Source organism: Gardnerella sp. DNF01195 (genome assembly GCF_049244175.1).
GTDB classification, from domain to species: domain Bacteria; phylum Actinomycetota; class Actinomycetes; order Actinomycetales; family Bifidobacteriaceae; genus Bifidobacterium; species Bifidobacterium leopoldii.
In genome coordinates this window covers 642227-667520 of record NZ_CP058383.1, presented here as the reverse complement: position 1 = coordinate 667520, position 25294 = coordinate 642227, and the positions used below count along the sequence as shown (strand labels likewise).

General features: G+C 40.3%; 19 protein-coding genes and 1 riboswitch. Of the genes, 5 read left to right on the top strand and 14 right to left on the bottom strand.

What is annotated here, in order from left to right; genetic code table 11:
* Positions 1-21: 21 nt before the first annotated feature.
* Complete coding sequence (locus HXT43_RS02415; protein ID WP_421781070.1) at positions 22-2238, top strand: beta-carotene 15,15'-monooxygenase; 2217 nt, start codon at positions 22-24, stop codon at positions 2236-2238.
* A 19-nt stretch (positions 2239-2257) separates the two neighbouring features.
* Here HXT43_RS02415 and HXT43_RS02410 read toward each other — a convergent pair whose 3' ends face one another.
* From HXT43_RS02410 to HXT43_RS02400, 3 genes are all read right to left on the bottom strand, one after another.
* A complete protein-coding gene (locus HXT43_RS02410; RefSeq protein WP_415688495.1) occupies positions 2258-3445 on the bottom strand; it encodes a pyridoxal phosphate-dependent aminotransferase in 1188 nt (395 codons plus the stop codon).
* Between the two features lie 93 nt (positions 3446-3538).
* Positions 3539-4312, bottom strand: coding sequence for a polyphosphate--glucose phosphotransferase (gene ppgK / locus HXT43_RS02405; RefSeq protein ID WP_004574289.1), 774 nt, complete (start codon positions 4310-4312; stop codon positions 3539-3541).
* Positions 4313-4405: 93 nt separating this feature from the next.
* Positions 4406-5440 carry a glycosyltransferase family 2 protein gene (locus tag HXT43_RS02400; RefSeq protein WP_004106577.1) on the bottom strand — a complete coding sequence of 345 codons (1035 nt, stop codon included), beginning with the start codon at positions 5438-5440 and terminating at the stop codon, positions 4406-4408.
* A 72-nt stretch (positions 5441-5512) separates the two neighbouring features.
* A riboswitch (FMN riboswitch) is annotated at positions 5513-5659 on the top strand.
* Positions 5660-5665: 6 nt separating this feature from the next.
* Between HXT43_RS02400 and HXT43_RS02395 the strand changes: the two genes are divergently transcribed.
* The 3 genes from HXT43_RS02395 to HXT43_RS02385 all read left to right on the top strand — a co-directional run bounded on the left by HXT43_RS02395 (position 5666) and on the right by HXT43_RS02385 (position 9088).
* Positions 5666-6235, top strand: a complete 570-nt coding sequence (locus HXT43_RS02395) for an ECF transporter S component (protein WP_004574293.1) — start codon at positions 5666-5668, stop codon at positions 6233-6235.
* 47 nt (positions 6236-6282) lie between these two features.
* Positions 6283-8610 carry an energy-coupling factor transporter ATPase gene (locus HXT43_RS02390; RefSeq protein WP_174143406.1) on the top strand — a complete coding sequence of 776 codons (2328 nt, stop codon included), beginning with the start codon at positions 6283-6285 and terminating at the stop codon, positions 8608-8610.
* Positions 8611-8782: 172 nt separating this feature from the next.
* Positions 8783-9088 (top strand): YhbY family RNA-binding protein, encoded by a 306-nt coding sequence (locus tag HXT43_RS02385; protein ID WP_004106568.1) that lies wholly within the window; start codon positions 8783-8785, stop codon positions 9086-9088.
* 115 nt (positions 9089-9203) lie between these two features.
* Here the strand turns inward: HXT43_RS02385 and HXT43_RS02380 are convergent, their stop codons facing one another.
* The 6 genes from HXT43_RS02380 to HXT43_RS02355 form a co-directional block, all read right to left on the bottom strand.
* Positions 9204-10382, bottom strand: a complete 1179-nt coding sequence (locus HXT43_RS02380) for a hypothetical protein (RefSeq protein ID WP_254596662.1) — start codon at positions 10380-10382, stop codon at positions 9204-9206.
* A 26-nt stretch (positions 10383-10408) separates the two neighbouring features.
* Positions 10409-12121, bottom strand: a complete 1713-nt coding sequence (locus HXT43_RS02375) for a PASTA domain-containing protein (protein ID WP_004574297.1) — start codon at positions 12119-12121, stop codon at positions 10409-10411.
* 135 nt (positions 12122-12256) lie between these two features.
* Positions 12257-13624 (bottom strand): replication-associated recombination protein A, encoded by a 1368-nt coding sequence (locus HXT43_RS02370; protein WP_004574299.1) that lies wholly within the window; start codon positions 13622-13624, stop codon positions 12257-12259.
* An 87-nt stretch (positions 13625-13711) separates the two neighbouring features.
* Complete coding sequence (locus tag HXT43_RS02365; RefSeq protein WP_174143341.1) at positions 13712-16240, bottom strand: DUF3516 domain-containing protein; 2529 nt, start codon at positions 16238-16240, stop codon at positions 13712-13714.
* A 60-nt stretch (positions 16241-16300) separates the two neighbouring features.
* Positions 16301-18505: a bifunctional cytidylate kinase/GTPase Der gene (gene der, locus HXT43_RS02360; RefSeq protein WP_421781066.1), complete on the bottom strand. Its 2205-nt coding sequence runs from the start codon at positions 18503-18505 to the stop codon at positions 16301-16303.
* Positions 18502-19275, bottom strand: coding sequence for a pseudouridine synthase (locus tag HXT43_RS02355; protein WP_101886054.1), 774 nt, complete (start codon positions 19273-19275; stop codon positions 18502-18504). The genes der and HXT43_RS02355 overlap by 4 nt, the downstream gene beginning before the upstream one ends.
* A gap of 245 nt (positions 19276-19520) precedes the next feature.
* Here HXT43_RS02355 and HXT43_RS02350 point away from each other — a divergent pair, with 245 nt between their 5' ends.
* On the top strand, positions 19521-20492 hold the full coding sequence (locus HXT43_RS02350; RefSeq protein ID WP_117008758.1) for an MIP/aquaporin family protein: 972 nt from the start codon (positions 19521-19523) through the stop codon (positions 20490-20492).
* 8 nt (positions 20493-20500) lie between these two features.
* On the opposite strand, the gene HXT43_RS02345 is transcribed toward HXT43_RS02350, so the two are convergent.
* The 5 genes from HXT43_RS02345 to yajC form a co-directional block, all read right to left on the bottom strand.
* Entirely contained in the window at positions 20501-20818 is a 318-nt protein-coding gene (locus tag HXT43_RS02345; protein ID WP_004574306.1) for a hypothetical protein, read from the bottom strand.
* Between the two features lie 141 nt (positions 20819-20959).
* A complete protein-coding gene (purH, locus tag HXT43_RS02340; protein ID WP_174191565.1) occupies positions 20960-22630 on the bottom strand; it encodes a bifunctional phosphoribosylaminoimidazolecarboxamide formyltransferase/IMP cyclohydrolase in 1671 nt (556 codons plus the stop codon).
* A 33-nt stretch (positions 22631-22663) separates the two neighbouring features.
* The gene (locus HXT43_RS02335) at positions 22664-24037 is read right to left on the bottom strand and encodes a DUF6350 family protein (RefSeq protein WP_117008755.1); all 1374 of its coding nucleotides are present in this window, start codon (positions 24035-24037) and stop codon (positions 22664-22666) included.
* A gap of 89 nt (positions 24038-24126) precedes the next feature.
* Positions 24127-24708 (bottom strand): adenine phosphoribosyltransferase, encoded by a 582-nt coding sequence (locus HXT43_RS02330; protein ID WP_004574311.1) that lies wholly within the window; start codon positions 24706-24708, stop codon positions 24127-24129.
* A gap of 140 nt (positions 24709-24848) precedes the next feature.
* Entirely contained in the window at positions 24849-25247 is a 399-nt protein-coding gene (gene yajC, locus HXT43_RS02325) for a preprotein translocase subunit YajC (RefSeq protein ID WP_004574313.1), read from the bottom strand.
* Between the last annotated feature and the right edge of the window lie 47 nt (positions 25248-25294).

The following is a 25294-nucleotide window of genomic DNA, read 5'->3' as shown; positions in this document are numbered from 1 at the left end:
GTGCAATAGAATGGTTAAGCAGTGATTTCAACGTACGCGTCTAAGACTTTGCCAAATACGGTAAATAGTGACAACAGTCGTATAAGCAATCAAATTGACAAACATTGCATAAAACGTACGCTACATTTTTTGCGAATACCATTCATCGTAATAATTCTTATAACCTTATTTGAATGTTCTATTGGAAATCTGCCATTTTGGAGTAGTGTTACAGGAAGCACAGATAGCATTTCTGCACACAACGATATAGGTTCTGGAATTAGACGCTTAGCTTCCGGCGGCATTCTTATAACGGATCCTTCAGAAGCATATTTAGAAGTAACATCCGATGGAAGTTCGCCTTATATTCGCTTAGAGCCTGCGATTATTAAAAAGAAAAGCAAAAATAATAATCTTATTTCAAACATCAATGTTTTAGTTGAAGCAAACAAATACTTAAGCAAACCTCAAAGCACAAACACTGCTTCTCTAAACCCATCTTTGCTTAAACTTCCAAAACAAGCAGTAGGAAAATCTTGCATTGTTAGAGTGTGGCTGCAACATCCAATAGGATCAATATTGAATATTGAAGACTCAAGAGCAAACGTTCGAGTGCCTTTTAGGTGGTCATGGGGTCGCGTATTAATACTTGCTATTTTTGCATTTCTTGTTACGCTTTGGAATCCTTGGTCCAAGCTTTGGAAAATTAAACTCAACACTCATAGTCTTATTCAACGTTGCTGCTTTGCTGCTTCTCTTCTTCCATTTATTGCTGTTGGGTTAATAACTATTTTTTGGAATTTACGAAACGCAACTCCTATGCATTTTTACACAAACGGTAATTATGCATATGATTTTGATCAATATGCCCACACTGCAGACGCATTGTTAAAAGGTCAGGTGCATTTAAATCTTCCTGTTCCTAATGAGTTAGAACACTTGCAAAATCCTTACGACCCTACGGCTAGAAATAATTTGTTAAACCACTCAGTACAACATATGTATTGGGATTACGCATACTACAAAGGTCACTGGTATTCCTACTTCGGAGTTCTTCCAGCAATATTGCTATTTTTGCCTTATCGCATTATTTCAAGACTATGGACTCCTGAAGGCTCTATGCTTCCAACAACAGTAGCTACGATAATATTCTTAATTGGTTTTCTTATCGCAGGCTCCCTATTGGTTATTCGAATTATTGAGCAGACTTCAAAAAAAGTATCTTTAGGAACGACATCCATTGTTCTTGCTTTATTCTTCATTACTTCAAATACAGTGTATTTGTGGTTTAGAACGTCATTTTATTCCGTACCTATGGCAGCCTCACTTTTCTTCACATCTCTTGGATTGTGGTGCTACCTAGGTTTTAATAAAACACACTCTTTGCTAAATATTGTTTTAGGTTCTTTCTTTATTGCATTAAATTTAGGATGTAGACCTACTTTTTCTATAGCCGTTCTTTTTGCACTTCCTGCAATTTATTCGCATATAGAAAAAGATTTACCAAATATTTTGCGCAACTGGAAAAAAGTTTCTTCATGGCATAAGCCTTTTAAATATTTTGCAGCTTGGATACTGCCATGCGTAATTACTGCAATTCCATTTGGCGTTTATAATCTTTTGCGCTTTGGCTCACCGTTAAATTTTGGCAATGAGTATCAAATAACTATTACTGACATGACGACTATGCGTTTGCCGTCACAAAATATTTTGCCGTCTATTTTCAGCTATATTGCGCTACCTTTGCGTTTTATTCCAACTTTTCCTTGGATTGGTATTCAGCCTATTGCATTTGACCGTTGGCAATATGCAGAGCCTATGATTGGCGGAATGTTTACACTTTCACCATTGGCATTAGTTGGCATAATATGCGTATTTATTATGAAAAAACGCTGCCGCACGCATATTGCTTGGCAAACAAGCGTAATAGCTATAATAGTTGGGCTTGTTCTTATTGTTTTTGACAGCTTAAAAGCTGGTATCGGATGGAGATATATTGCTGATTTTGCGTGGTCTTTTGCTATAGCTGCCGCAATTGGAATTAGCTTGCTTTTAGAATATGCATCCACTTTGCAATCAGAAAATTCTTTACATAAAAAAACTATTGCTTACACAATACGCTTACTTGTAGCAGTATTGCTATTTGCTTCTATTGCTATCGCTGTACTCAGTTGGTTTGTTACAGGACGTGAAGACAGCACGCTTCGTTTTAACCCAAACTTATGGTTCGCGTTTAGAAGTTGGATGACATTGTTTTAAATAATTATTTATATAATTACTATTCTTCTAACAATGCATCTACAGTTCGAAGAAGCGCATGCAATCCGCTAATAAACTGTTGCGGCTCTGGCAATAATGACAATGCTAAATACCCATTAACTGGCATATCGAAATAATATCCAGGTTGAGAAACTAAATTATAATCTTTCATCAATCTCAAAGCTAATACATCATCGTCAATGCAAGATGGTACACGCAATAAAATATTCCATCCGCCCTCCGCACGCAACGCGCTAACACAGCATTTAGGCGTGGATGCCAACGTTTCTCGAAGCGTATGCAGATTATTAATAATACGATTTCGTACAATAACGTTTTGAGAAGATGCATATTGCAATAATTCTGGTATTCGCTCAGAAACAGTATTACCAATAGGCAAAAAATCATCCGCTATAACGTCAAGCCTTTTTTGTGCTTCATAAACATCATCTTTAGGACCTGAAACTTCAATCCAACCAACTTTTGCGTGAGGAGCAGCAAGCATTTTGGAGAATCCATCAAGCGCAAAAACTAAAGTAGAAGATTCTCCAGCAAGACGAGCATTTCCAGCAAAAGGTTCAAGCGAATATTCATAAAATACTTCGTCTGCAATAATCGCAACACCATTATCACGACATAATTGCAATAGTATTCCACGTTCTTCAGGCTTGACATATGAGCCTGTAGGATTATTTGGATTAATAAGCACAAGAGCTTTAATACGCAAAGACACATCTTCTAAAAGTTCTCTAACACGCGCAATATCAATAGTCCAAGAACCATCATAGTGCAAAGGATACGGTATTGCATTCACGCATTGCAAGCGCGCAATAGACTCTATAAGAGGATATCCAGGAGTCGGTCCCATAACGGCATCCCCTGCATCACATAAAAGCATCATAAGCCATGCGTAAGCTTGAGAAGTTGAAGAAAGCACATAAAGCTGATCTGGATTAAGCTTTGATGGAACAGACTTTTCAGTGCGGTTATCTCGCTTATTGATAAAGTTTGAAAGAATATCGCGAATTTCCTTAGGACCCCTAGGGTCTGCCGTGTAACGTCCACTTAAACATTTAGGCGCTAAGCCGTGAGACGTTGGATTGGAATCGTTTAATTTAGTAAGCTTTACACCATTAAAAATAGCTTTTCGCTGAGCTAAAATAATAGGATTTGGCTCACTCACATCTATTCTAGAAGAAAATCGCACGAAACTACCCTAACACTTGGCATAACAAAAGCTGGGCTGCAGCATAAACTGCTCACCCAGCTCAATAGATAACAAATAATATTTAGTTATTTTTTAGTTTTGCTGCATCTTTTGCATTGCATAGTAAGCTGCACCAATAATTCCAGCCTCATTATGCAATGTTGCAACAACAATAGGAGTTTTAATATCGATATGCGGCAAGAACTTTTCGCTTACGCGGCTAACACCGCCACCGACAACAAACAAATCTGGGTTGAAATACTTTTCCATCAGGCCGTAGTACTTAGTCAAACGCTTAGCCCACTTCTTATAGCCCATATCCAACTTTTCACGAACAGAAGAAGCAGCGTACTTTTCAGCATCGCCCTTACCTTTTTCAAGCTGAATATGACCAAGCTCAGTGTTTGGAATAAGCACACCGTTGTAAATCAAAGCCGTGCCGATACCAGTGCCAAGAGTAGTAGCAATAACCAAGCCATCCTTGTCTTTCGCCGCACCAAAACGCTGCTCAGCTAAACCAGCAGCATCGGCATCGTTAACTACTGTTACAGGACGACCACAAGCCTCGCTAAAGACTTCAGTAACATCAACACCAATCCAAGACTGGTCAAGATTTGCCATAAAATCGAGCTTCTTACCAGGCTTAATTGGAGCAGGGAATGCAATTCCAACAGGAACATCTGCAGGTACTTCAAAATGTTCAAGCTGCTGACGAACAATATCTGCAACTGCTTGAGGCGTAGAAACCGTAGGAGTGAGAATTTTGTATCGAGGTTCTGCGAACTCTCCCTTTTCCAAATTTACTGGAGCAGCCTTAATACCGGATCCACCAATATCGACGCCAAATGCTTGTGCAGTGTCAATCATTTCACTAACACTCCCCTCTGAATGTGTGCTGTATGGACAATTACCAGTATTCTATCGTATATTTGATACGACACGCTTACTGTTTACTAACTTCTACTTCAACGAAGGCATAGGTTTCCAGTCTTGATCGTGCAAAATTTTTCGAGAATCAATCCAACCGGTAAACAATTTACCAATACCCGAAATAATATGCTCACGATCGACAGCTATCAAACGAATAAGCTCTTTAGCAGCTGTTAAAGCAGTTCCAAGCGCAAACATAAACGGACGAAAATCGCCATGAACCATAAAGTAGCGAGCCATAAAGCCTCTATTTCGCATAATATGATAACGATTCATGTCCGATGTTGAATTTAGCTGACGCACTCCTGCAATATCCCAATTAGGAATATCACGAGTGCGACGAAGAATAATATCCGGAACAACAATAGGATTCGTAACCTTACTCGCAAGATACCCGTAAGTAGTATCATCCCAGTAAATAAAGTAGCGCGAATCCGGGAAGCCGATTTTTTCAACTATATCTCGACGAATCAAACCGCCCTCAAAACACATCGTATTCATAACTTTGTATCCAGCTCTGCCGAAAGCAGCAGGTGCAATAGGATTTGGAATACCAAGCGGAACCAAAAAATCGTACTGCCAGTAGAATTTACCACCGTCATAATCTAAACGACTTCCTTGAACAACAGCATGACGCTTAGTCCAAGGAGCAAGACGCTCAATAGATTCAGGCACTGTTTCAACATCGTCATCCATAACCCAGAACCACTTAGCTCCAAGTTCATAAGCTTTTTTAACACCAGCACTAAAACCGCCAGCACCACCAAGATTTTCATCTTGAGGAGCATACACAACATGAAGTTCATTGCCTTCACAATCTTTTTGAGCTTTACCCCAACGATTAGTTAAAGAAGCTTCAAGACGAGCAACCATTTCGCCGGTTTTGTCACTGCACTCATTGTCAACAACGACAATACGCCAAGGGCATTCTTTTAAACATTCAAACGAATGGAATAAATTCTCCAAAAGCTCTTGACGCTTATAAGTGACAACAACAATAGCTAATTTATCAATGCTAGTTGCGTTATTAGTAGTAATTTTTTTTGATGCACTCGTATTGCTCATACTTGTATTCTCGCACCTACCCTCGCCACACAATTATTACAACAATGTTCTTAGCATGAGATACAAAAGAATAGTTAGTTTCAGGGAAGGTGAAAATCCTTACTGGCGGTAACAAAATACGTATTTCATGCGTTTTTGAAGCCCGCGAGCGGCTTACAAGCTGCTGATTCGGTTAAATTCCGAAGCCAACGGTTACAGTCCGGATGAAAGAAACGGAGACCCATCATGGGCATTTCTAATACAAATAATCACCAAACTTATGCAAAGAACTCTAACTGGTCTAGCGAAAAAATAGCAAAATACGCTCTATTCGTGGCACTTTCAATGGCTGTAAGTTTCATAGAATTTCCACTTATTCCAGACTTGTCGTATTTAAAATATGATCCTTCAGGAATAGTATGCCTAGTTGCAGGATTCGCATATGGTCCTGCAGCTGCAGCAATAGTAAGCATACTAGGTTTCGCACCGCACTTATTTACCAATCCACTAGGCACAGTTATGGCAGTGCTAGTATCTTTAGGAGCTAGCGTCACAGCGGCATTGATTTACAAAAAAATGCATACCAGAAAAGGCGCAATAATCGGACTTTTGGCAGGATCAATTATTGCTATTGCTCTTGCAATAGCTGGAAATCTTGTTATTACGCCACTTTATGCTCACATGACTGTTTCACAGGTTGTGGCTCTTATTATTCCAGCACTGCTACCGTTTAATATTATTAAACTTGCACTTCACGTTGTAGTAACTATGCTTATTTACAAACCAATTTCCAACCTACTACACGAAAATAAATAATAATTCTAAGCGGCATAATTATGCATAATATCAGCACAAGTAGTAGCATGAACGAAGCTAAAAAGCACATGATTGAAAACAATGCGCAAGTAGTGTTGCGAAATGTTTGCTTTAGCTACGATGATGGAAAAACTTGGACGCTTAATAATTTAAGTCTTACAATTAATGCTGGCGAGCGCGTGGCAATTGTGGGATTAAACGGTTCTGGTAAGTCAACCTTGGCAAAAATTATTGCAGGTTTAACGGCACCAGATAGCGGTTACGTTACATTATGCGGTGAAAAAGTTTTTGAAAATACTACTGCTTGTGCTGAATCATATAAAAAAGCACGAAAATATATTGGTGCACTTTTCCAAAGTCCTGAAGACCAGATTATTACAACAATTACTGAAGAAGATGTTGCTTTCGGACTAGAAAATTTGCAATTCCCTCGAAAAACAATGTATAAGCGTATCAGTGAAGCTTTAAAAACTGTTCACATGGAAGATAAGCGTTACGCTGACCCTAGCACTATGAGCGGCGGACAGCAGCAACGAGTAGCTTTAGCAAGCGCTATTGCTATGAATTCTAAACTGCTTGTTCTTGACGAACCTACTTCTATGCTCGACTCGTTCGCACGCAAAGACGTTGATGCTTTATTCGATAATTTGCATAAAAATGGCACTACTATTGTTCAAATTACACACAATTTTGAGGAATGCAAACGAGCAAATCGCATACTTCTACTAGAAAATGGCATTCTGAAAGAAGTAAGCTTTAATGGTTTAAAAACTTACTTTTCTAATATTGAGTTGGCTAATAATCATTTAACTAAAATCAGCAAGAACAAAAACTTAACAGATAGCAGATTCAAAGAAAATGAGTCAGATATCGCTGTAGAAATTTCCGGATTAACTGTTAAATATGATAAAACTTCTCCAGCTGTTATTGACGATTATTCACTCACTGTTAAAAGTGGCGAAACAGTTGCAATAATGGGCGAAAACGGCTGCGGTAAATCAACTCTTGTTAAAACAATGTGTGGATTGTTAAAAGCCAATTCAGGAAACATAACAGTGCATGGTATATCTGTTAGAGGTAAAACATCTAAAATAATACGACAAAAGCTACATCAAACAATTGGCTACGTTATGCAACTGCCAGAACAACAGCTTTTTGCTGATACAGTACGGAACGATGTTTCGTATGGGCCAAAAAATTTTGGGCTGAAAGGCAATGCTCTTAAAGAACGTGTGGATGAAACCCTACGCTTATTGAGCCTTGAGAATTTGGCTGAAAAATCACCTTTTGCGCTTTCTGGAGGTCAGCAGCGTCTTGTTGCAATAGCTGGCGTTTTAGCTTGCAAGCCACGCGTGCTCGTACTGGATGAGCCAACAGCTGGATTAGATTTTGAAGCTGCGTTACGTATTCGAGAAATTCTTGGAATGCTACACAATCAAGGCGTAACCATAATACTTATTACGCATAATCTTCAAGAAGTAGAAGATTTAGGCGCAAGATTAGTAACATTGAAAACAAGGAATAAAGCAAGCAATAAAGAATGCAGCACAGCAAAAAATATTGAAAATACCAAAAACAAAGAAAGTTCCGCAAAAGCAAAAACAACTTCGCTACTTCAATCTTTTGACCCACGCGCGACGCTGCTATCATGCTTTATTCTTATGCTAAGTGCTTTTAGTATTACTAACTACATACAGTTAGCTATTCTTGCTTTTGTAACATTTACTCTAACTGTTGCTGCAAAAATACCATTTGTTAAGCTTATTGCTTCACTGCACATGATTATTGCAATATTTGTTTTCTCTGGATTACTTAACATTCTGGCAGTGCGAACTGGTACAGTGCTAGCAAATATTGCAACTATTCCTATTACAACTGATGGAATTAATTATGCAATACTTTTTGCAACACGATTCTCGCTTGTTATTATCATTGGAGCAGTTCTAGTGCTAACAATGAGTCAGACAACGCTTAACGAATCTTGCACACGATTACTATCACCACTTCGACATATTGGAATACCAACGCAAGAAATAGCACTTATTATGAGCCTAGCGCTACGGTTCTTACCAACACTCAGTGCAGAAGCGCACTCTGTGGCACTAGCGCAAATCGCTCGAGGAAGTAGCATTCGAGATGGTTCTTTTAAGCAACGAGTACACGCTATAACAGCTTTAATAGTGCCAGGTTTTGCAGGAGTAATTCGCCATGCTGACACTCTTACGCTCGCATTAGATGCACGCTGCTACACGCCTGGAGCTGAAAGAACTCACTTACACTCATGGAAAATGCGTATAAAAGATGTGCTGCTACTAGTAGTTACTCTTTGTGTTGTAAGCGCGATTATTGTGTGCAAAATGTTACCTTTGCAATAAAAAATTTTGAAAATATTTCACCTTTTGCAGCGCGCGTAATAAATACACAATGCACAGTAAATAAATTTGTATTATCACATGCAACAATTCGCAATATACTGTATAATCCGTTAAGCACTATGTAATTTATGTAATATTTGCGTTATAAAACTTGCATTTGAAAGGACGCCTTATGGCATTGACAAAAAAGCAGATTAAGCAGCTCCGCGCGCTCGCTAATACGCTTAGCCCACTTTTATACGTTGGCAAGAACGATATTACTGATGCAGCTGTGAAGCAAGCAGACGAAACCATGCAGTACCACGAGCTCATGAAGTGCTCTGTGCAAGATGGTTCCGGATTAAGCGCTAAAGAAGCTGCTGATGCACTTGCTCAAAAGCTCGGCGCCGAAGTCGTGCAAGTAATTGGCAATCGTTTTGTGTTGTTCCGCGTCTCTCCGCTAGACAGCGTTGAACACATTATGCTTGTGCGCGAATAAAACTCTCTCTTAATATTTTTATATTTTTGCGATAATTCGTAAATAAAAATGCTCCATGATTGCAAAACTGCTGAGGCAATTCAACATTCATGGAGCTTAATTTTATAGTAGCTTGCTATTCGTCAATGATTTGTACGCCACTAACTGTTGACTGACCTGCTGGAAGTTCCAGCCAATTTGATCCATCATCCCCATATTGAGCAGCAATAGTAATTTTTTTGTTATTATATTTTTCAAACCTATTGCTTTCATTTGATTTAGAGATCTTCATCGTAACCAAAATATTATTAAGATCATTGCGCGTTTGCATTACTCCACAATCTGTACCATTACAAAATCCTCCAACAGACATCTTTCTATCGAATACTAATATCGTATAAATATTATCTTTATTTTCTTCCAGAACATTGTCTTTATTACCAGTATTATTTGGTGTAGTTCCAGGAAAATCATATGCTTCATCAACATTTAATATTTTTACAGTTCCAGTAAATACTTGATAACCTTTCTCGCGCCAAAGTTGAACAAGCTTATTATGCTTACGCTGAGCTTGAGTCAAGTTTTTAGCATTAATCATCATATTAATATCAGTAAAATCATCAACTGACACAAAAGTTGGATGTAATAATTTACTTATCTCACCAGTTCCAGGAACTGGATCGTATGTATTATCTTTATCTAATGGGTGATAAACAATAGACCTAGTATTGGTAAAGTTGCCTTCATTCAGCTTATAGATTGTTTTAATCCACGGGAAAACATTAGGCGAATTTTTTTCAATAGCACGCAGAATTACAATTCCTTTATGGTGCGGATCAAAATATATTGTACCTGAATTCTCATTTTCATCATGCGCATTATCTATAATTTCTGGATATTTAACTAACTTGCCATTCTTAAATGAAAATACATGAATACACTTGTTAGAGTTATTATTATATTTATTTGTAGCAATAACAATCATTTCTGGAATATTATCGTTATCAATATCCCACAAATCATAATAATATTCGAAATCCTGCGGGAATTTATTTGAAACATACGATGAAGTTTCAAGCACCTTTTTGTATTCTTTACCAGCTTGAGAAAGAATATCGTCAGTACTGCGAGTATGCGGTTTTGTGATTGTGCTTATTATGCTATTGCTGGTAATACTTTTCAACGAAAAGCCGCTGTTTTGTAAGGTATCTGCAGCAAAAAGAGTATACACAACGCAAGCAGTAAGCCAGCATATAAGCACAACAGTCGATACGCAATAATACAGAAAATCACTATTCTTTTTCATAGACAACATATCTACTTTCGATTTATTTAAAACCTTTAGTCACGTTCAGGAAGCTTACTCCAGTCGAAAGGCTTTTCAACCAAGTAGTATGCAACACTATCGTCTGGAGCAGGCTTAAATGGAACAGCCTTGTGCTTAACTGTTGGCACGAACGGGTTATCTTCTATTGCACCTTTGTAAGGTTCAGCATCAACAGTCGTTTTAGAATACAATTTCGGATTTCTGCGTAAAATAAACGGTCTTGTAGTATCTGGCTTTTTATTGCCTTTTCCTTCAAAATAGCCAGAAGATTCAATCTTATTAAGATTTGCATGAACTGGAACTACAAGGAAGAAGTCGCGCATTCTAAACGAAGAGTCTTTCCAATAGCCAGGAATTTTATCAGGGCTTCCATATTGTTTAATGTCTTCAGGAGGTTCAAACGCGTCAACCCACTTACCATTAACACACATATTGCCAATATTGTCATTAGCTGTTTCACCACAATACGGCAATCCCATTCCACGATAAAGTTCAAAAGCACCAGTATCTCCAACAATCAAATGATTCTTCATCTGACTGTCTTTATTCTTATCATTATCCTTATAAAATATCATTCCGCCCATCTGATGAGCACCATTACCAAAAGTTAAATACTCATAGAAATGAGAATCATCAGGATACTTAGGATCGGTAGGAAGCTGCAAAAACATATAGTCCGGATCATCTTTAGGATAATCATGTTTCTGAAGCTCAATACAGTCGCCATCATTAGTACACCAAGTGCCAATAACAGGAGACGCATTAGTCACATACATTATAGTCTTGTCACTAGGATCATTTTCTGTAAGCACATTTTTGGTTTCAGAAGCGTCAACACCGTAGTACAAGTCAACATGCCCACCAGAAAACTTTGTGCCTAAAGCAGGTTTAGAAGAAATAATCTTACCAAGATTCTTTTCTGACGAGAAATGCGGGTGCAATGAAACATCTTTCAATCCTAAATCTCGCAACTTATTTACTGCTTCGTCTTTATCCATGCCGAACAAGTCTGCAGGAATACCTTTGTCTTTAACTCCAACAGCAATACGAATCACTCCATCATCACTACTTCCGCTCGAAACTGAGAAGCCTGGCATCGGGTCAGTTGCAATAACTTTTCCAGTATTAGTAGAAATAATATTGTATGTTTCAACAGGAACACCCATAGATTCAGCTATTTTCTTAGCTTTTTCGAGAGGCTGACCTACTACTCCCTTTTTAGGAATTCCAGGACCTTTAGATTCTATAACAGTAACATGCGATGAACTTTGCACACGTTGACCAGGACGAACATTAGTAAAACGAACAAAACCACCACGTTTAACAGAAGAAAACTCTTTAACAATAATAACTTTCACACCCTGCTTACGTAGATCGTCTACAGTTTTTTGCAATGGCGCACTTTTTAATGCACTAGCTTTAGGAATAAGAACAGTATGACTAGTTTGTGAAGGTAAATAAAATACCATAAACGCAACCGCAGCAGCAATAACAAGTACTACAGCAACAATTGAAGCAATCAGTAGTTTAAATTGCTTTGATTTAGTAAAAGATTTCTCGCTACTACTTTTTGCAATATACCCAGGCTGAGTATAAGTTTCTTTTACAGGTGACACATTATAATTTTCATTCGCAACATCCGAATAATTTGCAACAACATTGCCACATGAATCACAAAACTTACTATTCTGCTCTAGTTTATTTCCACAATTTTCACAAAATGCCATAATTCCCTCTCTTAACTGTGCTCGCACTTACCGAGTTTTTAACACAGCAAATCCCTCTTAAGTGAAATATCTACACACGATTCTAGTTACACTGTCTGATAAACACAAAGATGCAATAACAAACACAGCACTTATTTATTTGTTAGATTCATGAAGAATGGCACGGATTTGAGATAAACGTTGCGAAATCTCGTGCTCGTAGCCGCGATTCGACGGCTGATAGTATTCGCGACCAACTAGCTCATCTGGCATGTACTGTTGGGATGCTACAGCACCCGGATAATCGTGAGCATACTTGTACCCGTCATGGTTTCCCCAACTTTTCATCAAAGCAGTTGGAGCGTTGCGCAAATGAAGAGGCACTTGACCAATATTTCCAGCATCAACGTCTTGCAAAGCCTGATTAATAGCATTGTAGCTTGCGTTTGATTTAGGAGCGGTTGCTACAGCAATCACAGCTTCAGAAAGAATAATGCGCGCTTCCGGCATGCCTATTAAAGCAACTGCTTGAGCTGCTGCAACAGTTACTTGCAAAATTTGTGGAGCTGCCATACCAACTTCTTCTGCAGCAGCAATCATAATTCGCCTTGCAATAAAACGCGGATCTTCCCCAGCTCTAAGCATTCGCGCTAAATAATGCAAAGAAGCGTCAACATCACTTCCGCGCATCGACTTAATAAAAGCAGAAATCACATCGTAATGATCGTCGCCGTCTTTGTCGTAACGAACTGTAGTAGTATCCATTACGTTAGAAACAATATCAGCAGTAATTACAGGCTTCTTTTTGCCATGCTGTAACGCAACATCTCCTGTTACTGCTCCTGCAGCCGCCTCTAAAATAGTGAGAGTTTTGCGAGCGTCTCCCCCGCTTAAGCGAATAATAGAATCTATTGCGTCATCGTCGATTTTAAGCTGATTATTAAGACCATTTTCGCTAGTTAGCGCACGTTCTATAAGAGTATGCAAATCTTCAACGCTAAGTGACTCAAGTTTAACAACTACTGATCTACTAAGTAGCGGCTTAATAATTGAAAAGCTTGGGTTTTCGGTAGTAGCTCCAATAAAAGTTACGTCGCGATTTTCAACGCTTGGAAGCAAAGCATCCTGCTGAGATTTAGAAAAACGGTGAACTTCGTCAATAAATAAAACTGTTTCTTGACCATTACTAACTAAACGCTCATGCGCGCGATCTAACACAGCTCGAACGTCTTTAACTCCAGAAGTTACAGCAGAAAGTTCTTCAAACACGCGACCAGACTGACGAGCAACAATATAAGCGAGCGTAGTTTTGCCAACTCCCGGAGGACCAAACAACACAACAGAACTTGGAGCAGTAAGAGAACCTTTAGATTGCGGATTTGCAAGCCTACGCAAAGGAGAACCTTCTTTTAGAGCATGCAACTGCCCTAGCACGTCTTCAATACTGCTCGGGCGCATACGCACTGCCAACGGACGAGTTACATCACTCGGCGCGCTACTTGCTGCAAATAAATCCTGCTCCATAAATACCAGCTTACACTACATATAGAACAAACGTTCGATTGCATTTTGCGTCTTGCATTTCGTATTCTGTTAACACATTTTTAAAAATCACACGTGCGAAACTTGGTAATCGAAGAACACAACTTCGCCTTCATCTTGAGTTGTATCTAAATCGACAACGCCAGTAATAGCCCAATTATGATCCCCGTCTGAATCGTCAATAATCTGCCGAACTTTCCACGAATGTTCACTTTTCTCAAGCGAATCATCCAAAATAAACAAGTCGCCACTTCGAGCCTTAGCATCTATTCCAACATACTCGTGCTCATCGTAATAGTCGTCAAGCACATCATTCCACTCGTGAACGCCATAACCCCAAGCTTTGTCAAGCTCTCCTAAAGTATCCGCATCTTCCAAATCCATAAGCTGCACGCGACGAAACATTGCGTTTCTAATCAACACAATAAGTCCACGACGATCCTCAACTACAGACTCAGAAGTTGAAGGCGCAGCCGTAGTTACAGCGCTAGCTTCAGCATCCGATCCTCCAGCACTCTCCCACTCGTCAACAAGACTTGAATCAATAGAGCGCACAACAAGACGAAGCCACGAAATAATATCACGCAATTCTTCGTTAAGCATATCTTCAGGCACAGTGCGCGCAAGAGAACGGTAAGCGTCCGAAAGGTAACGAAGAAGCGTTCCCTCACTTCTAGCAATGCCATAACGAGAAATGTATCCAGTAAAATCAGATGCTGTTTCAACCATGTCTCGAAGCACAGATTTAGGCTTAATCCAGTAGTCGTTCGCCCACGGCACATCCTTGCGATATTGCGCAAAAGCAGGAGCTAGTAAGTCTTCAAGAGGCTTAGGATAGCTAACTTCAGCTAAGCGTTCCATGCGCTCCTCATAGTCAATGCCATCGTCCTTCATACCAGCCATTGCAGCATCGCGTGCTTTGCGCTCTTGAGCACGAAGAACAGGCTTAGGATCATCCAGAGTTGCTTCAACCATGGAAATTACGTCAAGCGCATAGCTTGGAGATTCTGGGTCTAGAAGTTCCAAAGCTGCGAGTAAGAATGGAGAAAGCGGCTGATCTAGCGCAAAACCGTCTGGCATAGCAACATCAAGATCATAATCACAAGAACCGTCAACGCGCTCTCTGCATTCAATAACTTGAGTATCGAGCAAAGTTTGGAAAATATCGTCGCAACGCTCAAGTAATTTTTCTTTATCTTGTGGCCTTTGTGCACTATCTTCAATAAGTTTTTCAACGCGCGCTCTAGCATCCCCACCTTGCGTAACTTCGTTCAAAATCATTGAATGCGTTACAACCATGTGAGGATTCAAAGTTTCGGGAGCGCTTTCAATAAGCTTAGTAAACGTTGGCTCGCCCCAAACAACAAAGCCTTCTGGAGCTTTCTTACGCTTAACTTTTTTAAGCTTTTTAGGATCATTTCCAGCTTTTGCAACAGCGCGCGCATTCTCAATCTCGAACTCTGGAGCCTCTGCAACTACTAAGCCCTCAGTATCGAATCCCATTCTGCCTGCACGTCCTGCAATTTGGTGAAACTCGCGAGCGCGAAGCTTTCTACTACGATTCCCATCAAATTTTGTAAGAGCTGTAAGCACAACAGAGTGAATTGGCACGTTAATGCCAACTCCAAGAGTGTCTGTACCGCAAATAACCGGCAGCAATCCTTGCTGAGCTAGCTGTTCGACAAGCCTACGGTAACGCGGAAGCATACCAGCATGATGTACGCCTACACCAGTGCGCAGTAACCTTTGCAAAATTTTGCCGAAACCTGTAGTAAATTTAGTACCTTTAATGGCTTGAGCAATTTTGTCTCGCTGCTCTTTGCTTGAAACTCCAGTACTTGCGAGCGCTTGCGCTGTTTCAAGAGCTGCGTCTTGCGAAAAATGAACTACGTAAATTGGCGTTAAACCCTTGTTAAATAAGAGTTCTACAGTTGTTGCAAGCGGCTTATCTGTGTACTCGTATTCGAGCGGGATTGGTCTTGGAGCGTCTGCAATAATATTGACGTTTCTTTTTGTTGATTTTTCTAAGCGTTCCGCAATATCCGTTACGTCTCCAAGAGTTGCGCTCATAAGTAAGAATTGCGTATTTGGAAGTGTAAGTAGCGGAACTTGCCAAGCCCATCCGCGCTCTGGATCACCATAGTAGTGGAATTCGTCCATTGCGACGCAATCGACTTCAGCGTTTGCGCCTTCACGCAGAGCTTGATTTGCTAAGATTTCCGCCGTGCAGCAGATTATTGGAGCATCCGCATTAATATGCGAGTCGCCTGTAATCATACCAACGTTGTCACGCCCAAAAATAGCTACTAAATCGAAGAATTTTTCGGATACAAGAGCTTTAATTGGCGCAGTATAGTAGGAGCGTCTGCCGGTGGCGAGCGCCGCGAAATGCATACCGAGCGCGACAAGCGACTTTCCAGAACCTGTTGGAGTGTTTAAAATGACGTGGTCTCCTGCAAGCAAATCCATAACGGATTCTTCTTGATGCGGCCACAAATCTACATGTTTGTTATCTTTAACCCAATCAACAAATGCTTGAAAAATCTCATCTTCGCTAGCATGATGCAAATCGAAAGCTAACTCGCCCAAACCAGCCATATACGCTCCTACTTTACTTAACCCTAACTTACTTTGACTTAATCACGCTTTATTTGCGCTTTACTTGCGCTTCTTCTTATCTCGTACTTTTACAGAGATTTGAATAGGAGTTCCCTCGAATCCAAACTCTTCTCGAAGAGAACGCTCAATAAAGCGACGGTATCCGTGCTCTAAGAAGCCAGTTGTGAATATTACAAAACGCGGTGGGCGCGTAGAAGCTTGCGTAGCAAACAAGATTCTCGCTTGTTTTCCGCCTCGCAAAGGATGCGGATGAGCAGACTGAATACGACCTAAGAAAGCGTTGAGCTTGCCTGTAGGAATGCGCTTATCCCAGCTGTCTAAAGCTGTTCGCATAGCGCGCGCAAGACGATTCGTATGCCATCCTGTTTTTGCGGAAAGATTTACACGCTCAGCCCAAGTTACGCGCTCAAACTCAGTTTTCCATAAGCGTTCCATGCGCTGTCTGGAAAATTCGTCCATCAAGTCCCATTTGTTAAACACAAGTACGATTGCGCGACCAGCGTCTACAGCCTGGCTCATAACTTTCAAATCCTGCTCTGCAATCGGCTGGGAAGAATCGAAAAGAATCAAAGCAAGTTCCGAGCGTTCAATCGCAGCTTGCGTACGAAGTGAAGAATAGTATTCAGCACCCGTAAGCTTGTGCTGCCTGCGCTTAATACCAGCAGTGTCAATAAACAGCCAATCCTCGCCGTCAACTCGCACAACCTCATCAACAGGGTCACGAGTAGTTCCAGCCAAATCGTTTACAACAGATCGCTCTTCATGAGCTAAATGATTCAAAAGCGAAGACTTACCAACGTTTGGACGACCTACTAAAGCAACTCTGCGAAGTCCTTCTGGAGTTAAGAATCCTGAAGCTTTATTCGCTTTCTTCAAAGAATTGAGCGCTGCATCAAGCAAATCTCCAACGCCTCTGCCGTGCATTGCAGAAATTCCGTAAGGCTCACCCATTCCGAGCTTCCAAAACTCTGCAGTCAAATACTCGCTTCTAGCGTCGTCAACTTTGTTAACTGCCAGAGTAATAGGCTTACCTGCAGCGCGAAGCATTGAAACAATACGCTCGTCTGTAGCTGTTAAACCAACTTGACCATCTACTAGGAAAATCACAGCATCGCTTAAACGCACTGCTACTTGCGCTTGTTGAGCAATAGAAGAATCAATACCTTCAACATCTGCTTCCCAGCCGCCAGTGTCAACAAGCTTGAAGTTGGTCCCAGCCCACTCAGCGTCGTAGCTTACGCGATCTCTCGTAACACCTGGAGTATCTTCTACAACAGCTACACGATGACCCAAAATACGATTTACAAGCGTTGATTTTCCAACGTTTGGTCGACCTATAATGGCGATTACTCCAACAGCTTTAGAGTCTTTTGCATCGTCTTGACTTACTTCGTCGCCTCGAAGAAGCGCACGATCTTCATCGTCAAGATCGTAGCCTTCAAGATTAGCCGCATAACGGTCATACTCATCCTGCTCAATTGCAGCGTCAACCATTTCAACAAGAGCATCGAGAGTCTGCTCAAAAGTCAAATCAGAATTATCGAGCGTTGTAACACCGTCTGCCGCTTGAAGAAAATGCGTAACTTTAGCATCTTTAGCGTCACGAGCGCGAATATCGTCTTCTTCAGATTCATTATTTTTAGATTCATTATTTTGCAAATTTTCTTGCGCAATATTCTGCTTGTTTCTGCGAGCTTGACGCACTTCTTCGCGTGCAGTAAGAAGCACTCGAACTTGAGCATTAGGAGCAACAACAGTAGTAATATCGCGTCCTTCTGCAACTATTCCCTCACCTTTAGAGAAAGAATCTTCATCTGACTCTGAAGCAATATACGCACGCTGAGCAGCAATAAGCATACGGCGAACTGCAGGAATCGAAGATACAGTAGACACATGCGAAGAAACTTCGCTGGAACGCAATTCTTCGCTAATATCCTCACCTTCAACAGTCACTACAGGATTCTTAGGATCAACACTAAAGTCAGCGTCACTTTCAGTAAATAAGGCTCCAACAGCTTCAATAATTTGATTAAAACGTTCAGCATCCGCTGGATTTACAGGATTTCCTTCTTCATCCAATTCAAGTTGCGTGCTTAAATCAATACCTTGTTTCAAGCACCACCAAGCAGCAGCTCTATACATTGCACCCGTATCTAAATACGCAAAACCATAGTATTGCGCTAAAGCACGAGAAGTAGAAGACTTACCTACTCCTGCTGGTCCATCAATTGCTACACAAATCACAGGCCAACCTCCTTAGAAAGCGAGCGCACTTCTGTTTGAGAAAGCACGCGATACGATCCAGCTTTTAAGTCACCCAATTTAATAGGGCCAATTTGCGTACGAACAAGACGCTTTACAGGGTATCCTACGGCTCCAAAAATCCTGCGAACAATACGATTTCTGCCAGAATGCAACACAACTTTTACCATGGTTGTGTCGTGATTCTGATCGATTATTGCGCAACGGTCGAGCTTAATCCAACCATCTTCAAGATTTACACCTTGTGAAACCAAGCGGCGGCAAACCATACCGTTGATTTTGCCTTCAACAGTTGCAATATAAGTTTTCTCAACCTCATACTTTGGGTGCATTACGTGCTGGCTTAGCTCGCCATCGTTGGTCATTAAAATAAGACCTTCAGAATCGTAATCCAAGCGTCCCATGTGGAAAATTCGCTCGTACTTGTCTCCAACAATATCTCTTAAAGTAAAGCGACCTTTTGGATCGTCCATTGCGCTAAGAACTCGCTTAGGCTTATGCAATGCGAGCGTTACTAGCTTTGTGTTGAACTTTACGCGAGATCCATCAACGCGCACTTTTTGACGTTTTGGATCTACTCGAGTACCAAGTGTTGTAACCAATTCGTCGTCTACTTCAACACGCCCGTCAAGAATAATCTCTTCACACTTGCGTCTTGAACCAAATCCCGCTTCAGCAAGCAGCTTCTGCAGTCGAATGGCGTTGTTGTCATCTGAATGCGCCTGATTGGCGCGGGAATATGCGTTTGGCATCGTTCTCCCAACGTGACCTAAAGAATTACATACATATTTGCGCCAGAATTTACTTAAGAATACGCAATATAAGCAATTCATTACTCATTAATTTACTAATTTATGTGGTAATTTATTAAATTTGCAATAAATCAAAAACACCACGTCTTCCTATGTTACCGTATGGCATAGCCGTGATAGTATAGCCTAGGTTTCATTGTGTTGCAATCATTAACAAAGCGGCACAACTAAAATTAAGGAAAATTATGATTAAAACTACAGATACACCGTGCAGCACAACTAAAACTGCTGCGCCACTTATTGTTCGTATTGGTACTGAATTTATTGCTACAGCTTTAGCGATGTTCGTTGTTTACACTTTTTATTCTCTTACTACCGTAATGTACGGAATCAACGTTTTAATGATTGCCGCCGGCACTGGTATCGCTTATGCTGCAGCGACATATATTGCATCTAAAGTTTCTGGGGGCCACCTTAACCCTGCAGTAACAGTTGCTTCGATGCTTACTGGACGCACTTCATACACTGCAGGATTATGCTACATTGTTGCCCAAGTTCTTGGTGCTATTGCAGCTGCAGGATTGTTTATTCTTATTATTCCTCAGCAGGATTCAAGCATTGATCCGTCACAAGTTGGTCAAGGCTCAGGTTTTGACAAAAAGTATTGGTTTGTTTCAATAGTAAACGGATTCGAAAAGGCATCTCTTTCTGCACGTCAACTAAAAGAAATAAACTTGTCTTTCGGAATAGTATCTGCGTTATTAGTTGAAGTTATTGCTGTTATTTTGATTGTTGCCACTGCATTGCGCAGCACAGACCATGAAGGTAATACTAAATGCGGTTATGCAACACACATCGGTATTGCATACGCAGCTGGCGCTTTCATTACGTATCAAATTACAGGAGCTGGTTTGAATCCTGCGCGTTCTACCGGCATCGCATTATTCGCAAACTCTCATGATTTGGAAGTTAAACCACTAAGTCAATTGTGGGTATTCTGGATTGCTCCAATTTTTGCTGCAGCGCTTGTTAGCCTAGTTTTGCTATTAACAAAGCTTCTTTCAAACTCAGCACAAAAACTTGCTGTATCAAATGAAACAAATCCTGCACCAATACAAAATTTTGCAGACACAAAAGCAGATGCTCCTGCAGCGCCAGATATGAGCTATGAGTACGTTCAAAACGCATCTGACAATAACGTTGCGAACAATCTTTAAAAATAAAATTATAGCAAAAATATAATTGAAGCGTATGTTATAAGCAAACCTATGCCGAGCGTAATACTTATGAAAGAATCAAAGCCAACTGAGCGAACTTTCCAAGGACTACGCTGACGCATAATTAAGCGCATAACTCCTAGAAGTACAGCCGTCACAGAAATAACAACTGTGGCGGCTTTTACATATCCTATAAATGCCAATAATGCGCAAAGTGCAATAATAATTGCTACAATCCATTCAGCATAAGGCTTACCCTCACGTTTTTCCGACACGTACGGATGCTCCGTTTTAGCACTTCTAGTCTGATGCTCACTATCTGTCATACTTGTATCATACCTGCTCCGCGATAAGAAAACATGAGTTGTTTTAGGCACTAACACAAAGATGCAGCGCTTGAAGTACACAAACGCTGCATCCATAATATTGATTAATTTATTTGTCTATGAATCTTAGCTAAAGCAATTTTAGTGGAAGAAGTGACGAGTACCGGTAGTGTACATCGTTACACCAGCTTTGCGCGCAGCTTCGAACACTTCTTCGTCGCGAATAGAGCCACCAGGCTGCACGATTGCGCGAACGCCCGCTTCAATCAAAATTTGCGGACCGTCAGCAAATGGGAAGAAAGCATCCGAAGCCGCAACAGCTCCGCGAGCACGTTCAGCACCATCAGCCAAAGTATTCGCACGCTCAACAGCCAAATGGCATGAATCCACGCGATTAACCTGCCCCATTCCAATGCCAACAGTAGCATTGTCGTGCGCAAGTAGAATTGCGTTAGACTTTACACAACGAAGCGAACGCCACGCGAATTGCAAGTCGCGCAAAGTGTCAGCATCAGCAGGATCTCCAGAAACAAGCGTCCAGTTTTCAGGATTATCACCAACTGCATCAATCTTATCTGCAGACTGAACTAAAGCACCACCGTCAATAGGATGAACTTGCAAATCTAAGACTGGCGGAGTTGCAACCTTCAAAATGCGAAGATTCTTTTTCTTAGTGCGAAGCAATTCCAAAGCTTCAGGCTCATAGTCTGGAGCCACAATAACCTCTGTGAAAATTGGGCGCACACTTTCTGCCATTTCCAAAGTCACAGTAGTGTTTGCAGCAATCACGCCACCGTAAGCACTTACAGGATCGCAAGCATGAGCTTTTTCGTGCGCTTCTACTGCAGTCGTGCCTATTGCCAAGCCGCAAGGATTATTATGCTTGCAAACAGCAACCGCAATTTGTGGAGCAAAATCCCAAACTGCACGCCAAGCAGCATCCGCATCCACATAATTGTTGTAGCTCATAGGTTTTCCGCCAAGAAGCTCAGCCTGAGCCAAACCACCCTTATGCAAAGGATCTAAATACAATCCTGCTTGCTGATGGGGATTCTCACCATATCGAAGCGTATGCTCTAAATTCCAAGTGCGCGTGTAGTTTGCAGGAAGCTTCACAGCTTCAGCATTTTGATTATCTTCTTCATCATTTGTGTTCAAACTTTCAGGCTTCTGCCATGCTTTACTTGTCCACTCAGATATAGAAGCATCGTAAGCTGCTGTATGAGCAAATGCTTTACCAGCCAAATATTCGCGCTCTTGCAAATTAAAGCCTTCACCTGAAACGATTCTATTAGCTAAAAGCTGGTAATCTGCAGGATCTGTAATAACAGCAACAGACTTATGATTCTTTGCTGCAGCACGAATCATAGAAGGTCCACCAATATCAATTTTCTCAATAATTGCGTCACTATCAGCACCGCTCATTACAGTGTCTACGAATGGATACAAATTAACTACTACGGCATCAAACGGCTTTATGTTTAACTTTTCAAGTTGCTTTACATGATCAGCATTACTCATATCTGCAAGAATTCCAGCGTGAATATGCGGATCTAAAGTCTTCACTCTTCCATCAAGACTTTCTGGGAAACCAGTAACGTCAGAAACTTCAGTAACACAAACACCAAGTTCCGCCAATTTAGCAGCAGTAGAGCCGGTTGAAACTACTTCAGTATCAGCCTTTCTAAATGCTTCAGCTAATATTTCAAGTCCCTCTTTATGAAAAACTGAAACAAGAACTCTACGAATTTGCTTTTCACCTGTGGTTATCAGCACATTTGCGTTTGATTCTTTGCTCTGTGTCTGTTGCACGGCGGCCTTCCTTCCCAAAATAGTAGTGAGGAATTATTTTCTTTTAGCCTTCGATGAAACCGTCCTAGGAGCAGCTTTTTTCAAAGGCAAAGGTTGATTCTTTTTATTACTAGTCTTATTTTCGATTAATTCTGCAGATTTTACAGGTTTATTCGACTTACTAGCAGCAATAAGATTAAAGCAATATCGCGCGCCACAAATAAGTAGGATACTAAAAATCGAAATAACCCATGCTACAGCAGAAGCGTATAGAGTAAGATGACCAACAGCCCTAGTACTTTCAATAATGTCAACTCCAATATAAGAAAGTCGACATTCACCCAATGAACCATTTGCTATTGAGAAAACAACAGTCCACATAATTGTAATTAAAGCGGATACACCTACACTATCAGTTGCAGCTTCTACAGCATTCAACATAAAAGACTCACGCTCGGTTTTGTCAATAATATTTTTTAAACGCAAGCCACAGCCGCTTTTATGCAATAAAGTTATAAGCATTACAATAAAGCAGAAAATTGGAACTATGGAGTAAAAAACAGTGCGATGCATAACATCAACAACAGCATCAGGAAATATTCCAAAAACCGGAATAGGGGGCAAAGATTTACGCTGAGAAACTGTTAAAGTAAATTGTGCAACAGATCCAATATTAAATCCAGATCCACAAATCCAAGATAATGCCCAAATAGCAATATTCGGCAGCCAAACTAAGCAAGCAATAGTTGTAAGAATACGAGAACCATTTTGCATGCCTAATTTATTGAAATATGAATTAACATAGCCAAAATTTATGCAAGCCCAAACTACAACAGTTATTAACGCAACGAAAGCGTATAAACCAAATAAAATTACTGCTGTACGCTTAGTAATACGAATATTTTTTTGAATATACTCAGGGCACATTTGCTTGTAGCGCTGCTTTAACGACATAAACAATGAGCTGCTTGGAAAAACCGCTATAAGCAAAGAAATTAAATAAATACAAGAAGATTTACAAGCAACAATAAAAGTAGAATCCAGTAAAGTAACATGCGTATTTTGAGAAAGTATCGCATTAATAACAGCCCAGACTACAAGCCCAGTAAAATATGCTATATCTCCACCTCGAATACGGCGAATTAAACATACAAGTGTTGCAATAAGTAGAAAAGTAAGACCTAAAGGAATAATCGTAAGAATGCAATTGCCAAAAGTAAGACCTACGCCTTGAGCAAACATAAACACAGCCCAAGTCATAGACATTGCAGATTCAGAAAGATTGCCTGCTCCCTCTTCGATAGAAACCACAAGAAGTGTGAGAGATAGGAAAAGACCTATTGTAAGAGAAAAAATAAAAATAACAATAATAGGAGTTATTACACCTTTAGACATGTTTATTAAGAATGACTTAAGTTTCTCAACCATGCCTTTTCCTTTCAATTCTTTTAGGTGCAAAACCAATATATTGCTTTAAATAGGATATTACTTTAATAATAAGCGATAATAATAAACTTTTAAGCTGGCATAGTAATTAAACTACTGCAAGGATAATCGCATAACTCACTCATTCCACTAATACCTGTAAGTTCAATAACAAAACTAAAACCTGCAACTATTCCTTGAGCGCGCTTGACAATATTTGCAGCAGCTTTTGCAGTGCCTCCAGTTGCAATAAGATCGTCAACAATAAGCACACGTTGACCTGGCTTAATAGCGTCGTTTTCAATTTCAATACTTGCCTGACCATACTCAAGCATGTACGACTCAGTAATAACTGGAGGAGGTAGCTTACCAGCTTTACGAATAGCAAGAAAACCTTTGCCTAACCGAGATGCCAACAATGGTCCAAAAAGAAAACCTCGAGCTTCAAGCCCAGCAATCAAATCAATTGAATCAGCCGGTACAGGCAATGCATCAATCAAAGAATCAATAAGAATTCGCGAAGAGCGAGCATTTGAAAATATAGGAAGAAAATCACGAAATATAATACTAGGATTTGGGAATCCTGGAACGGTACGAATCAAAGAAGCAAGATAAGCGGCGTCATCGTTACTTACTGTTTTCAACGTTTTCACTGTAATATCCGTTGCTGTCATAATTCTAACGTTCTTTTCTTCACAAGACTTGTTATTGGAATATGGAAAGAATGTCACATATTCGCATGATGTGTGAGACATGCGCTGACTCACACATCACGACTTAAGTATTAAATTATAAATTTATGAAATAAAAGTTATTACTTTTCAGATTCTGCAGATTCTGATACTGGCTTGTTATCTTCGTTTACAGACTTATTTGCATCATCCTGCTTAGCTTCTTCTGCTTGTGCAGCTTCTGCCTCTTCATCGCTAATAAACGCTGGACGCACATACAATCTGTTTACAGCGCGGAAAGATACTCGCATCAAGCTACCTTCTGAATCGATAACAATCTCTTCATACTGCGTATCTACGCTTACAATCTTGCCGATAATGCCGCCAATTGTAATAATTTCAGTGCCTGGCTCCAAAGATTCATGGAAGGAACGCATTTCAGCTTGACGCTTCTTAGCATTGCGAGTCTGGAACATCATCATGCAAACCATTGCTACAACGAGAATAATAAGCATGCCATACTGCTGGAAAAATTGAGGCAAAGTAAACTCCTTAAGTATCCAACCCTAAGACGGTCGAAATGCCGTCC